The 13,730-nt window shown below is 37.6% G+C and carries 10 protein-coding genes and 2 tRNA genes; 10 read left to right on the top strand and 2 right to left on the bottom strand.

The window, feature by feature from the left end; translation table 11 throughout:
- The first annotated feature begins 56 nt into the window (after positions 1-56).
- The 9 genes from mfd to ACIQ38_RS22140 all read left to right on the top strand — a co-directional run bounded on the left by mfd (position 57) and on the right by ACIQ38_RS22140 (position 10,014).
- A complete protein-coding gene (gene mfd / locus ACIQ38_RS22180) occupies positions 57-3,581 on the top strand; it encodes a transcription-repair coupling factor (protein ID WP_402828563.1) in 3,525 nt (1,174 codons plus the stop codon).
- A gap of 95 nt (positions 3,582-3,676) precedes the next feature.
- Complete coding sequence (gene spoVT, locus ACIQ38_RS22175; RefSeq protein WP_402828638.1) at positions 3,677-4,213, top strand: stage V sporulation protein T; 537 nt, start codon at positions 3,677-3,679, stop codon at positions 4,211-4,213.
- Positions 4,214-4,768: 555 nt separating this feature from the next.
- On the top strand, positions 4,769-6,373 hold the full coding sequence (locus tag ACIQ38_RS22170) for a putative polysaccharide biosynthesis protein (RefSeq protein ID WP_402828560.1): 1,605 nt from the start codon (positions 4,769-4,771) through the stop codon (positions 6,371-6,373).
- Positions 6,374-6,391: 18 nt separating this feature from the next.
- Entirely contained in the window at positions 6,392-7,849 is a 1,458-nt protein-coding gene (yabN, locus tag ACIQ38_RS22165; protein ID WP_402828557.1) for a bifunctional methyltransferase/pyrophosphohydrolase YabN, read from the top strand.
- Between the two features lie 7 nt (positions 7,850-7,856).
- A complete protein-coding gene (locus ACIQ38_RS22160) occupies positions 7,857-8,147 on the top strand; it encodes an RNA-binding S4 domain-containing protein (RefSeq protein ID WP_402828554.1) in 291 nt (96 codons plus the stop codon).
- 78 nt (positions 8,148-8,225) lie between these two features.
- Entirely contained in the window at positions 8,226-8,528 is a 303-nt protein-coding gene (gene yabP / locus ACIQ38_RS22155; protein ID WP_402828551.1) for a sporulation protein YabP, read from the top strand.
- On the top strand, positions 8,525-9,022 hold the full coding sequence (gene yabQ / locus ACIQ38_RS22150; protein WP_402828548.1) for a spore cortex biosynthesis protein YabQ: 498 nt from the start codon (positions 8,525-8,527) through the stop codon (positions 9,020-9,022). The genes yabP and yabQ overlap by 4 nt, the downstream gene beginning before the upstream one ends.
- A 24-nt stretch (positions 9,023-9,046) precedes the next feature.
- A complete protein-coding gene (locus ACIQ38_RS22145; RefSeq protein WP_402828545.1) occupies positions 9,047-9,442 on the top strand; it encodes an FtsB family cell division protein in 396 nt (131 codons plus the stop codon).
- Positions 9,443-9,582: 140 nt separating this feature from the next.
- Positions 9,583-10,014, top strand: a complete 432-nt coding sequence (locus ACIQ38_RS22140) for a S1 domain-containing RNA-binding protein (protein ID WP_282240958.1) — start codon at positions 9,583-9,585, stop codon at positions 10,012-10,014.
- Between the two features lie 706 nt (positions 10,015-10,720).
- Here ACIQ38_RS22140 and ACIQ38_RS22135 read toward each other — a convergent pair.
- A tRNA-Glu gene (locus ACIQ38_RS22135) sits at positions 10,721-10,792 on the bottom strand.
- Between the two features lie 89 nt (positions 10,793-10,881).
- Positions 10,882-10,955, bottom strand: a tRNA-Met gene (locus ACIQ38_RS22130).
- Between the two features lie 384 nt (positions 10,956-11,339).
- On the opposite strand from ACIQ38_RS22130, the gene ACIQ38_RS22125 reads away from it, so the two are divergent.
- The gene (locus ACIQ38_RS22125; RefSeq protein WP_402828636.1) at positions 11,340-13,709 is read left to right on the top strand and encodes a SpoIIE family protein phosphatase; all 2,370 of its coding nucleotides are present in this window, start codon (positions 11,340-11,342) and stop codon (positions 13,707-13,709) included.
- Positions 13,710-13,730: the final 21 nt, after the last annotated feature.

Genomic DNA, 13,730 nt, shown 5'->3' with positions numbered 1-13,730 from the left:
TCTGTTTTATAATCATCCAATTAAGTTCTTTTGTTTGTTGGATAGGGGAGGATTGAATGGAACTTTTAAGCAATCTATTAATCGAAGATACACATATAGAAAAACTAGTAAAAGAATTAGAGAGCGGAAATGATCAGCAACTAATAACTGGCCTCACTTCTAGTGCAAGAGCTGTCTTCACAGAAATGTTATATAAGGCTCGTCAGAAAGCTATTCTTATCGTTACACCAAATTTGCTACATGCCCAAAAACTATCAGAGGACCTAGTGAAGCTAATTGGAGAGGATCTAGTACGCCTTTATCCAGCAGATGAGCTTATAGCTGCTGATATATCCATTACAAGCCCAGAGCTTCGTGCTCAGCGTTTAGAAGCATTAGATCATATGCTGACCAAGAAAAATGGAATTTATATAGTACCGATTGCCGGATTTAAAAAGCATATGCCAAACGTAAAGGATTGGAAAGAAAGTATCATTTCAGTTGTAGAGGGCGAAGAAATTATACTAGAAACATTTCTTCCAAATTTAGTTGCTATGGGTTATGTAAGACAGCCAATGGTCACTGCTCCAGGAGAGTTTGCTTTAAGGGGAGGAATTATAGATATTTATCCCTTGTATTTAGAAAATCCGATTCGAATAGAGTTATTCGATACGGAAGTCGACTCGATTCGAACCTTTTCTGCGGAAGACCAACGTTCGTTAGGGAAACTGAAGGATGTTCGAATATTACCAGCTACCGAATATGTCTTAACTGAAAGAAAAAAGAAGTTACTTGCCCAAAAATTAGAACAATCTTTAGCGGATAGCTTGAAAAAAGTTAAAATACAGGAAGTAAAAGATCAATTTTATCAAAACATTCAACATGATATTGAACTTTTAAACCAAGGCGAGCAACCGAAAGAATTTATGAAATACGTGTCCTTGTTAGATGAAGAGAATAGCTTCCTAGGGAACTATTTCAACCAGAATGGAATGGTTTTATTTGATGAGCTTGGAAGAATTCAAGAAGTAGCAGAGACATTAGAAAGAGAAGAAAATGACTGGTTTTTATCGCTACTAGAAGAAGGTAAGACGGTTCATGATGTAAAGCCTTCGCTTCCATTAAAAGAGATTATTCACATGTTTTCGAATGAAAAAGTCTATTTTTCTTTATTTTCACGGACATTTTCTGGAATAACCATTAAAAAAAATGTCAGTATTTCTTGTAAACCAATGCAAAATTTCCATGGCCAAATGCACTTATTGAAAAACGAAGTGGAGCGGTTTATCCAAGGGAAGTTTCGCGTTGTTATTTTAGCCGATGGAAAAGATCGCGTCCAAAAAATTCATACTGTTCTAGAAGATTATGAAATAGTTTCGAAGATAGGAGCTTCACCGGAAGATTTACAAAAGACTGGTCTATTTATCGTAGAAGGGGATTTAGAGGCAGGTTTTGAGTTACCTCTTCAACGAATAGCTATTATTACAGACGCTGAATTGTTTAAACAAAAGCATAAGAAAAAAACGAGAGCACAAAAAGTCTCAAATGCCGAAAGAATAAAAAGCTATTCCGAGATAAAGCCCGGAGACAATGTCGTACATATACACCACGGGATAGGGAAGTATATCGGTATAGAAACGCTATTAGTGAATGGAATTCATAAAGACTATTTGCATATTAGATATCGTGGCGAAGATAAACTCTTTGTGCCGGTCGACCAAATAGACCTCATTCAAAAGTACGTTGCTTCAGGAGAGAAGGATCCAAAGCTTCATAAACTAGGTGGGGCGGACTGGAAGAAAACAAAAACAAAAGTATCTGCCGCTGTTCAAGATATTGCAGATGAGCTTATAAAACTATATGCAAAACGAGAAGCTGAAGTAGGATATGCGTTTGAGCCAGATAGTGAAATGCAACAATCATTTGAGGCAGCTTTCCCTTATGAGGAAACAGAAGACCAACTTCGTACCATTAGTGAAGTGAAGCAAGATATGGAGAAAGCCCGTCCAATGGATCGTTTAGTATGTGGGGACGTAGGTTATGGGAAAACGGAAGTAGCTATTCGTGCAGCATTTAAAGCAGTAATGGAAGGGAAACAAGTTGCCTTTCTCTGTCCTACAACGATTCTTGCACAACAGCATTATGAAACAATGCTGGAACGTTTTCAAGACTTTCCGATTGAGGTCGGTTTGCTTAGTCGTTTCCGTACGAAAAAGCAACAAACAGAAACACTTAATGGACTAAAAAAAGGAATGGTAGACGTTGTAGTAGGAACCCATCGAATTTTATCAAAAGACGTAGTGTACCATGATTTAGGACTACTTGTGGTTGATGAAGAACAACGATTTGGTGTAAAGCATAAAGAAAAGATTAAACAATTAAAAACAAATGTAGACGTTATTACATTAACGGCTACGCCAATTCCACGTACATTACATATGTCGATGATTGGGGTACGGGATTTGTCTGTTATTGAAACGCCACCTAAAAACCGTTTTCCTGTACAAACATATGTCATGGAATTTAACGGTGCGCTCGTACGAGAAGCAATTGAACGAGAACTTGCAAGGGGCGGACAGGCATTTTATCTATACAATCGAGTGGAAGATATTACGCGAAAAGTGGATGAAATTCAAATGCTTGTACCAAGTGCAAGAGTAGGATTCGCACATGGGCAAATGTCTGAAACAGAACTTGAATCGGTTATTATTAGCTTTTTAGAAGGCGAATATGATGTTTTAGTTACGACGACGATTATTGAAACAGGTATTGATATACCAAATGTTAATACACTTATTATTCATGATGCAGATAAAATGGGCTTATCCCAGCTGTATCAATTACGCGGACGTGTAGGGCGATCTAACCGGGTAGCATATGCTTATTTAATGCATCAAAGAGATAAAGTATTAACGGATGTAGCAGAAAAAAGATTACAAGCGATTAAAGAGTTTACAGAGCTTGGTTCGGGCTTTAAGATTGCTATGCGCGATCTTTCTATTCGGGGTGCAGGTAATCTACTTGGCTCACAGCAGCACGGGTTTATTGACTCAGTTGGGTTTGATCTGTACACGCAAATGCTGGAAGATGCAATAGAAGAGAAAAGAACAGGAATTAAGAAAGAGGATATTCCGGATTTAGAAATTGTATTATCAACGGATGCTTATATTTCAGATGAGTATATTCCAGATGGATATCAAAAGATTCAAATGTATAAACGTGTCAAAGCAATGGAGAAGGAAGAGGAGTATTTGGATCTTGTAGATGAATTACAAGACCGTTTCGGTGATTTGCCACTTGAAGCAGAGAAATTACTACGAATTGCACGCATGAAGGTTTATGGTAAATCTGCTGGAGTAGAATCGATTAAAGAAGTAAATAAAATGGTTTCTATTCGCTTTAGTGCGGAAGGTACACAAAATATAAATGGTGCCTACCTTGTAGAGAAATCGATGAAATTTGGGCGTGCAGTAGGGTTTACGATGGATAATAATAATCTAGTCATTACAATAGATGAACGGAAAACAGGAAAATTTAACCCGTTTGACGTATTAGAAGAAATGATGTTAGCCCTTCCAGAAGCAAAAAAAGAAATAGCGTAAGCTAACTTCCACTTTGCATATTTTTTGGTAATGTGATGCATACTATGGCAGAAATGAACTTTAGTTTCCAATCTGTCGAAAGTGAGGCAAATTACATGAAAGCAACTGGCATCGTACGTCGTATTGATGATTTGGGTCGAGTAGTTATCCCGAAAGAAATACGTCGAACACTTCGCATCCGAGAAGGAGATCCGTTGGAAATATTTACGGATAGGGATGGAGAAGTAATATTAAAGAAGTATTCACCTATAAGCGAGCTTGGAAGTTTTGCAAAAGAGTACGCGGAAACTTTGTATGAAACATTAGGAACCCCGGTTCTAATAAGTGACCGCGATGAAATGATTGCAGCAGCAGGATTATCGAAAAAAGATTATTTAAATCGTAGGCTAAGCCCAGATGTAGAGGAAATCGTAAGTAAGAGATCCGTTGTGATGGAAAAACATGAAAACTCTGTCGAGTGGGTACCAGGGATTTTCGAAACGGTTAAATCCTATTGTATCGCCCCTATCATTTCATCAGGGGATCCAATTGGAGCAATATTTTTAATATCAAAAGTGCATTTTATCGGGGAAGCAGAACTAAAAGCAATTGAAACCGCTGCAAATTTCCTGGCAAAACAAATGGAAAGCTAAAAAAATCTTCCTCTTTTACAAAAGAGGAAGATTTTTTTGTCTTTTAGGAACCAAATGGTAGGTGAAATGGCGCCATTTAGGGATAAAGTGTCGTACGGTATGCTAAAAAACAAAATTTAGTCCAGTTTTCCAATTAAGAAAATCCAGTAAATGGCTTAGGGCAATCAACTGATTGGTGAAAGCAACTAAATCTACTCCGAAAGGAACTAAAATCAGCATGAGAGCAACGAAATTGCATATGAAAGCAACTAATTCTTGAAACAGCAAGTTTACTTGGAGTGAAATGATGATAATTTTTCCGTATTCTGGAAACGATATACCTTAAAGTCCGCTGAACTCGCCGGGCCACACCTGCTAGATACATTTTGTCGCGTTCACAGTGGATTTTGTCTCGTTCAATCATTAATTGTTAACTCCGGTCTTTTATTTGTTAGTAAATTCCATGTTTGTAGCAGACAATTCATTCAACTCTTTCCTACGCATTATCCCTTACTGCACACTACCGCTTTTCTTGTGTATAATAAATGCATTGCTGGATGGAAGAAGGATTTAACAATGAGTAACGATTGGAATATGAAGACGTATATGAAAGGAGCAGCGATGCTTACTATTGCAGCGATCATTGTGAAGCTGTTAAGCGCTGTGTATCGTGTACCTTTTCAAAACCTAGTAGGCGATGAAGGTTTTTATATTTATCAACAGGTGTATCCGTTTATTGGAATTATTACAACTTGGACTTCCTATGGTTTTGCGGTTGCCTTATCTAAAATACTATCTGACTATAAATCAGCCGGAAAAGAAAATGCTATACCGCAAGTTCGGCTAATTGCATTTTTCTATATCGGAATACTATCTATTTTATTTTTTGTTGTGTTGTATTTTGGAGCGAGCTTTTTTGCAGTGGCCATGGGGGATGCAAATTTAGCTTACTTATTAAGAGCTGGATCGTATGTCATTTTATTGATGCCGATGCTTGCTGTATTAAAAGGGGAATTTCAATCTAATGGTCATATGCAGCCAGTGGCGTATGCGCAAATAGTGGAGCAGGCGATTCGAGTTTCGGTTATTTTACTTGGTACTTGGATTGTTGTATCGAAAAGCTTCGACTTATATAAAGCGGGAAGTATGGCAATGTATGGTGCGGTAGCGGGTGAACTTGCAGGCGTATTATTTTTGGCCTTTATTTATTGGAAAATAGTTGGACAAAAGAAGGAGCATCCCAAACAGCAATTTGTACAACTATGGCCAATCGTAAAAGATTTGACGATGATTAGCATTAGCGCCAGTATAAGTGCATTATTATTTTTGCTATTACAGTTAGTCGACTCATTTACCATTTTTCAAATGCTTTTAGAAAAAGGTATGGGGAAGCAAGAGGCGATGGAGACAAAAGGAATATATGATCGTGGTCAACCAATTGTACAGCTAGGGATTGTGATTGCTTCTACATTGTCTTTGGCAATTGTTCCACTTGTAGCACACCGGATGAATAAAGAAAAAGGACGAACGGCAATTCCTTTTATGCAGCTTACGTTTCGCGTGGCTTTCACATTTAGCGTTGCTGCAGCATTAGGTCTTATTGTAGTACTTCCATTTGTGAATGAAATGCTTTTTCAAACGAGAGATGAATCAATCACTTTAATGGTATTTTCTTTTCAAATTATTTGGATGTCTTTAATACTGACATTGATGGCAATGCTACAAGGGAGTGGAAGAGTGAAGATTCCTACGTTGTTTTTGTTACTTGGTGTATGTAGTAAATGGCTCATAAATGGTATGCTTGTACCAGTATATGGTGTTTTAGGAGCAGCTATAGCGGGGAATATTAGTTTACTTATCGTCTTTATATGTATGTTTTATTATTTTAAAAGAAGTTGGAAGATACGTTTTGCTTCCTTAGCATTTTATAAAGGAATTACTATTTCTTCTATAATGATGGTCGGAGTGGTTACAATCTATAGTTTAGTAGCAGATGCGTATTTTTTTGATTGGTTACCTAGCCGCATAGAAGCACTTGTAATATCTTTAAGTGCGGTTACAATCGGCGCCTCTACTTTTTTAATTATTTTAGCAAAAAGACGGGTTATAGCGGAGAAAGAGTGGTTTTTGTTGCCGTTTGGCAGACGGATGGCAACTTTTCAGCTGTGGTTAAATAAATAACAGTAAGGATGTGTGCAGATGAATGAAATAACGATTATCGGACTTGGAGCAAGTGATTTAGATCAACTGCCTTTAGGTATATATAAACAACTAAAAACAGCAGAACATTTATATGTGCGTACAGAGCAACATCCGGTATTGCAGGAGCTGAAAGTAGAAGGGTTAACTTGGACAAGTTTCGATTCTATATATGAAAAAAATGACCAATTTGAAGTGGTCTACGGAGAAATAGTACAAACGCTATTGAAACTGGCAAAAGATGCTCCTATTACATACGCAGTGCCTGGGCATCCGCTAGTGGCGGAGCAAACAGTTCAGTTATTAATCGAAGCAGAGCGTAAAGGAACAGTAAAAATTCGAATCGAGGGTGGTCAAAGCTTTTTAGACCCAATTTTTGCTGCCCTTCGAATTGATCCAATTGAGGGGTTCCAATTAATAGATGGTACTAGTTTTAAACGGGACGATGTTCAAATGGGTTCGCATGTATTAATCGGACAAGTATATGATGCATTTAGTGCATCTGAGGTAAAACTAACGCTCATGGAAAAGTATCCCGATGATTATGAAGTGACTATCGTAACAGCAGCGGGCTCCGCAGGGGAAAAGCTAACAAAAGTACCTTTATATGAATTAGATCACGTAATGGAACTGGATAATTTAACGACTTTGTACGTCCCACCTATACATGAGCAAGAAAAACGCTTGAAGGAATGGCAAACATTGCGCCAAATTGTTGCAGACTTAAGGGGTCCTAATGGGTGCCCATGGGATAAAGAACAAACGCATGCAACATTGAAGAAATATGCAGTAGAAGAAGTGTATGAGCTATTACAGGCGATTGAAGAGGAAGATGATGACCATATCGTTGAAGAGCTAGGAGATGTACTTTTACAAGTATTTTTACACGCCCAAATCGGGGAGGATAGTGGATACTTCAGTATGGAAGATGTACTGAGCTCCATTTCGGATAAAATGATTCGTAGGCATCCACATGTATTTGGAGACGTCACGGCAAATAATACCGAAGATGTTATGCGCAATTGGCAAAAGATAAAAAACGAAGAGCAAAATAGGGATGAAGAGTCACTATTAGACGGAGAAATGCGTTCAGATTCTTCGCTGTTAACATCTTTCAACTATCAAAAGAAAGTGGCGAAAGTTGGTTTTGATTGGCCAGATGTTTCTGGTGCTTGGGACAAGTTCACAGAAGAGCTAGTAGAATGGAAAAAAGAATTACAATCGGGTACAAAAGAAACGCAAGTAGATGAACTAGGAGACGTGTTATTTACGATCGTTAACTTAGCTCGTTTTTACGGTTTATCTCCCGAGCAGGCAATGATACAAGCGAACGAAAAATTTAGAAGAAGATTTCAATTTATCGAGTCGAGCGTGAAAAAGGGAAAAGGAAACTTCTCTGACTATGATTTAGAAGAGCTCGATCGTTTTTGGAATGAAGCTAAGAAACTAGAGAGGTAGTGTGGACATGAGATTAGATAAATTTTTAAAAGTTTCGAGACTGATTAAACGAAGAACACTTGCAAAAGAAGTGGCGGATCAAGGACGAATAACGATTAACGGCAAAGTAGCGAAAGCAAGCTCTGATGTCAAAGTGGGAGATGAGTTATCTATTCGCTTCGGACAAAAAGTAGTAACCGCTTCTGTCGATGCTGTAAAAGATTCAGCGAAAAAAGAAGATGCTGCTTCTATGTTTACAATAATTAAAGAAGAACGACTGGAAAAAGTAGACCCAGCATTTATAGATGACGAAGATTAAGAAAAAAAGCATGACGCATTTGTCATGCTTTTTTTTTATGTGCATACAATGGATTAGGACAAGGAGAGGAGAGAGCATATGCAATATCAAGCAGAAAACCAAACAATTACTATTCCGACAGGGGATCACTTAATATCACTAAGAAATCGAAAAAGAATGGATTTAACTTCAGTAAAAGCGATTGAACGATTTGACCAACAAGAGTTTTATGTAAGAACTTCACAAGGATTACTTCTGATTAAAGGAGAAGAATTGAAGATTGTCCATTTAGATGTAGATAAAGGCTTACTAACTCTAGAAGGAGTCGTTAAAGCAATACAGTACGACGAGGAGCAGAATTTAGACGGTGCTAGAGGGTTACTTCATAAACTATTCGGATGACACTCTCTCTACAATTTTATAGCTTATTATTAATGGTTTTGAGTGGGATATTAATAGGGGCAATCATTGAAGGTGCGCGCTTTGTGATGAACAGTTTTCCAAAGCGTACCTTTGTTTTTAAATATAGTGCCGCCCTAGAAATAGTAGTTTGGATTATACTAGGATTAGGAACTTTTTATATTCTTTTCAATGTGCGGGATGGTATATGGAGAATATACGATCCACTAGCGCAAATAGTTGGTATACTGTTGTATGAGCAATTATTTCAACCGATATTTCGGTTAGCGGGAAGAATATTTTTGAGGATCGTTATCCAACCGATTTGGTTTCTTATCCGCATATTTATAACAATAATTAATAAAATTTTCAGATTAATAGGATTTATTCTTGTAACTATAGTGCGACCGTTTCACTTTATATATAAAAAAATATGGCATTTGGCTCTTAAGAAAAAACCGAACTTCCGTTATAATAAAAAGTACACGAAAAATTAAGATACTTTGACGGGAGCGAGCAAAATGGGTGAAAAGCAAAGAAGTGTATCTGTTGGAAAACAAGTTGCTGCAATTAATACAGATTATGTTCGCTCTTTAGAACGTCAAGAAAATCGTAAAAAAGCAAAAAAAGTACGTTTATTTAGACGTTTAGCTGTTTTTGGAATTATGTCTCTAGCGCTAGTAGGATTATTAATATCGACTTTGATAAACAGTAATCAAGCATTAGAGGAAAAAAGATTGCAAAAAGAAAAAGTATCGGAAGAATTAGCAAAGGTACAGGAAGAACAAGAGATGCTAAAGCTTCAAATATCTAAATTAAACGATGATGAGTACATTGGAAAATTATTAAGAAAAGAATATTTCCTTTCAGAAGAAGGAGAAATCATCTTCACGCTTCCAGATGCTAAAGAGAAATAATTTAAAAAAACAAGTGATAAAAGAGTAGTCTTATTGACACTCTTTTTTTGTTAGCTATAATAAAGGTAGGGACGGTATGAAAAAATTCATATCAACTCGCTAAAAGAGTCGCTTAAATTTTAAGGAGGAGCATTTTTTTTATGTCAATTGAAGTAGGCAGCAAGGTACAAGGTAAAGTAACAGGAATCACTAACTTCGGAGCATTCGTCGAGCTGCCAGGAGGCTCAACAGGTCTAGTTCACATTAGTGAAGTTGCGGATAATTATGTGAAAGATATTAATGAGCATTTAAAGGTTGGAGATGTTGTTGAAGTTAAGGTGATGAATGTTGAAGCGGATGGCAAAATCGGATTATCGATCCGTAAAGCAAAGCCTCAAGCGGAAAGACCAGAGAGACCAGAACGTTCTCAGCGTCCACGTAACAACAATCGCCCAAATGATCGCGATCGTCCAAACAAAGAGAATTTTGAGCAAAAAATGGCAAGATTCTTAAAGGATAGTGAAGATCGTTTGTCTACGTTAAAGCGTGCAACAGAATCTAAGCGCGGCGGCAGAGGCGCAAAAAGAGGATAATATGCTGTCTGTTTTATCGGTAGAAAAAATGTTTAATAGATGAAAAGGCGTTCAGCTTAGCTGACGCCTTTTTTGTGCTATAGAAAATTATTTGCTGAGCAGTATAGAGATAATGCGTCTTAGTGAATTAAGAGAAGTGTCCACTGCAAAATCAAAAATTGGTAACAAATGAGAGTGGGGAATTAACAATAAATGGTTGAACGAGACAATATCGACTGTGAATGCGACAATCTGGATGCGGAACACGACAAACCAGTCGAGTAGATGCCGGAAAGGCGATTTGCGCCGGTTTTCAGGTTTACTATTTCCGTAATATGTAAAAACAGGCTTCATCTCAATCCAAGTAAAGAGCTATTGTAAGAATTAGTTGCTTTCATCGGGGATTTGGGTGCTCTCGAGCTGATTTTAGTTGCTTTCGTTATAGAATTGGTTGCTTTCCATGAACCATTGATTGCCCTTAGCCATTCTTTGGAATTTCCTGCGACAGCGTGAGACCCTGCAAGAGCGTTAGCGAAGTAGTGGCTCGTCACTCTGCCGGCTAAAATACAGCGGTCACCTAATAGAATTTACTAAGATGCATTATCCCCATATTGTGCAAATAATTCTTTATAAAAGTAAATTGTTCTATACATCATTAACCGTAAAAAAGGAAAACAACAAAAAAGCAATTCCTAAAGGTACACTTTAGAAATTGCTTTTTATTAGATGACCCCTACGGGATTCGAACCCGTGTTACCGCCGTGAAAGGGCGGTGTCTTAACCGCTTGACCAAGGGGCCATATGAAAATGCATCATTTTTATATGATAATTATGTAAACCATCCGACATTATCCGTGTAAGATAAGATAAAAATCAATTAAAAATGTATGGCGGCAGAGGGAGTCGAACCCACGACCTTTCGGGTATGAACCGAGTGCTCTAGCCAACTGAGCTACACCGCCGTTTTAACGAACAATTAACATATTACAATCCTTTCGTTAAAGTGTCAATACTTCTTTTAATAATTTATAAAAAGATAAAAAAGAAAGTTTATTCCGACAAATTAAACTTAGCTTCTATCTGTTTTATGTGATATCTATGACATACTAGAAAAGTTCAACTAAGTCTCGATTTCCCTCAATCAAATACTACTCTCATTGCATTTTGGTGTCATTTGAATATCGCCTAATAGAAGCTTTTTTAGTCGTTTTACAAATTTCACTTCATGACCGAAAGCGTCGAAAACTTTTTATAGGCAGTTGTCAGAAAGAGACATACTTTTTGTACATGCAGTAGGTATACTTCGATCAATAGTTGAATACGGGGAGGTATATGATTTGAAAACAATGTATGAGCAAGAGCAAAAAAGAGGTTTTTCTTTTAGAAGGGTAATAGAGGGTATACAAGCACGAAAAGTGTCCATCTCACTTACGGTTATTTTTTTTATTCTTTCATTTTTCTTGGCTCAAGTTGTACTATTCGAAGCTTCTGTACCATTTTTTCTTCCGATTTGGGCACTTGTTAGTTTGCGTTTTCCACGTTTTCTTCCATGGACATTGGCTGGGGCCTTGCTTGGTAGTGTGACGTTAGGACTCGGACAAGTTGTCATCCATGCATTGCAAGCGCTTATATTTCCGCTTTATTCGAAAAGGGTTATAAAGAAAATACCGATTCCACTCTTTGTTCTAATGGATGTCGTAATCATTCAGTCTATATGGCAATACGTTTCGTACAGTGGTGACATTCCTGGTACTGTTTGGTTGGCGATTGCATATGAAGGGGTTCTTGCTTTATTTATGACGATTTTTATGTTTCAGCTTTTTCTTCCGATGCCAGATTTCATTCACAAAAGGTGGACGGCTGAAAGGATGGGGGCTGCATTATTAATAGGGGCACTCGTATTCACTGGGATGTCTTCGTATATTTTCGGGTATGTTTCTGTTCCACTAATATTTACGCATTTGATTATTGCGGTATCAGCGGCGGTAGGGGGGATTCAGCTGGCGACAGTAGTTGCGGTGCTCGCCGGAACCGTTTTGAGTATTTCGAAGCTTAGTTTTAGTGGAATGATTGCTGTATATGCATTAACTGGCTTTTTTGCAGGACTTCATAAGCCGTTTGGTAGGTTGTGGCAGGCATTTGGTATGCTTGGAGCAACATTTTTCTTTTTACTATATGACCGGACTTTACCTTTAGATGCTGTTTATATTGGATCGCTGGTAACTGCTTCGTTATTGTTTTTTATTGTGCCATCTAGCTGGATCAAAACATTAAAGGACCAACTTTTTCCGGATACTTCAAATATCCTTTTAAGAAGGCAGAAGTGGATGACGGAAAAAGTTAATCATCAGCTGCAGGAGTTCCAGCATTTTGTTGACTTCATCACAAGGTTTATATCGGATCGTTTTGAACCGAAAGCGACGGCTCAAAAAGGACAAGCTTCGCCGTTACCCATCTGTCAGTCTTGTTTTCGATACGAAACATGTTGGGGTGAAAAATCTAACGGCATTCCTGCGCTAATGAAACAATGGGAAGAGCAGCCTAATAAGACAAGATTCCAGATAGAAAAGAAAATGCAGTACAAATGTATAAAACCAAATCAAATTATGAAAGAATTAAAAGAGAAAGAGGCGAAAAAACAATTATCATATGAAATGCAACATGGCAAAAAAATGTTCGCACTAAAACTTCGTGATATGGGGAATCATATGGGTGAGCTCATGAGTAACTTAGAAAATGATGTGACATTATATACTTCCCATGAAGAAGAAATTAAACAAAAGTTCCAGCAGTGTAATATCCCGTACTTCCAAATTGATGTTTTAAATATTGAAATAGGCCAAATGGAAGTTGTATGTTGTTTACCGATAGAGTCTAAAGCAAAAATGACTGGAGAGAGGTTGATTTTGCCGATTTTATATGAATTATGGAAAGAGCCTTTCGAAATTACATCGATGAAAGAGATGCATCATCCGTATGAACATGTGCAAATGACTTGCAAATCATCTGTACGTTTTGATGTAACGCATGATATTTATACTTCTTCTAGTAGAAACACAATTTATTCGGGAGATGCACATGCTGTATTTCAACTACATCCTGGGTTGCTTGCGGTTATTTTATCAGATGGAATGGGTAATAATGTGGAGGCACACCGTGAAAGTAGAAGAGTTATGCAATTTATGCGTGAATGTTTGAATAAAAAAATGGATCCAGAAACGACCATGCATACGTTGCACTACATGATGAGTTTGCAAGATGATACAGATAGTTATGCTACAGTAGATCTGGCGTTAATTGACTTACAAAACGGAGAGCTTTGGTCATGGAAAGCGGGAAGTATGTCAACGTACTTAATTCGTGGAAATGAAATGCGGAAAATTGAAAGTCAACATGTGCCATTTGGATTTTTACCAACCTTTTCAATCGAGGCTAGGAAAGTGGACGTAAAAGACGGAGATGTATTAGTGATGCTTTCTGATGGTGTCTTCTCAGCGAACACCTCCATTGAAAAGCAGGAGATGTATTATAAGAAAATATTACAGGATCCTACGATGAATGCAGAGCGTTTTGTGAAAACGTTAGAAGAAACCTATTCTTTACCGGGAGATGATCGAACCGTTATTTTTATGCAAGTGAAACACGCAGTGCCAGAATGGTCCATTTTTTCACCGCGCCAAGCAGCAAAATACCAAGAAAACATGGTACACTATTAAGAAAAGTACCCGAACAGAACA

The organism is Psychrobacillus sp. NPDC096389, assembly GCF_044762855.1.
In the GTDB taxonomy this organism is placed as follows: Bacteria; Bacillota; Bacilli; order Bacillales_A; family Planococcaceae; genus Psychrobacillus.
Note: the sequence above shows the minus strand (reverse complement) of the source record. Positions and strands in the feature narration are given on the sequence as shown.

What these genes read in the sequence shown, in the direction of transcription:
- mfd (WP_402828563.1), top strand. Translation starts at nt 57, where the DNA reads ATGGAACTTTTAAGCAATCTATTAATCGAAGATACACATATAGAAAAA.
- spoVT (WP_402828638.1), top strand. Translation starts at nt 3,677, where the DNA reads ATGAAAGCAACTGGCATCGTACGTCGTATTGATGATTTGGGTCGAGTA.
- ACIQ38_RS22170 (WP_402828560.1), top strand. Translation starts at nt 4,769, where the DNA reads ATGAGTAACGATTGGAATATGAAGACGTATATGAAAGGAGCAGCGATG.
- yabN (WP_402828557.1), top strand. Translation starts at nt 6,392, where the DNA reads ATGAATGAAATAACGATTATCGGACTTGGAGCAAGTGATTTAGATCAA.
- ACIQ38_RS22160 (WP_402828554.1), top strand. Translation starts at nt 7,857, where the DNA reads ATGAGATTAGATAAATTTTTAAAAGTTTCGAGACTGATTAAACGAAGA.
- yabP (WP_402828551.1), top strand. Translation starts at nt 8,226, where the DNA reads ATGCAATATCAAGCAGAAAACCAAACAATTACTATTCCGACAGGGGAT.
- yabQ (WP_402828548.1), top strand. Translation starts at nt 8,525, where the DNA reads ATGACACTCTCTCTACAATTTTATAGCTTATTATTAATGGTTTTGAGT.
- ACIQ38_RS22145 (WP_402828545.1), top strand. Translation starts at nt 9,047, where the DNA reads ATGGGTGAAAAGCAAAGAAGTGTATCTGTTGGAAAACAAGTTGCTGCA.
- ACIQ38_RS22140 (WP_282240958.1), top strand. Translation starts at nt 9,583, where the DNA reads ATGTCAATTGAAGTAGGCAGCAAGGTACAAGGTAAAGTAACAGGAATC.
- ACIQ38_RS22125 (WP_402828636.1), top strand. Translation starts at nt 11,340, where the DNA reads ATGTATGAGCAAGAGCAAAAAAGAGGTTTTTCTTTTAGAAGGGTAATA.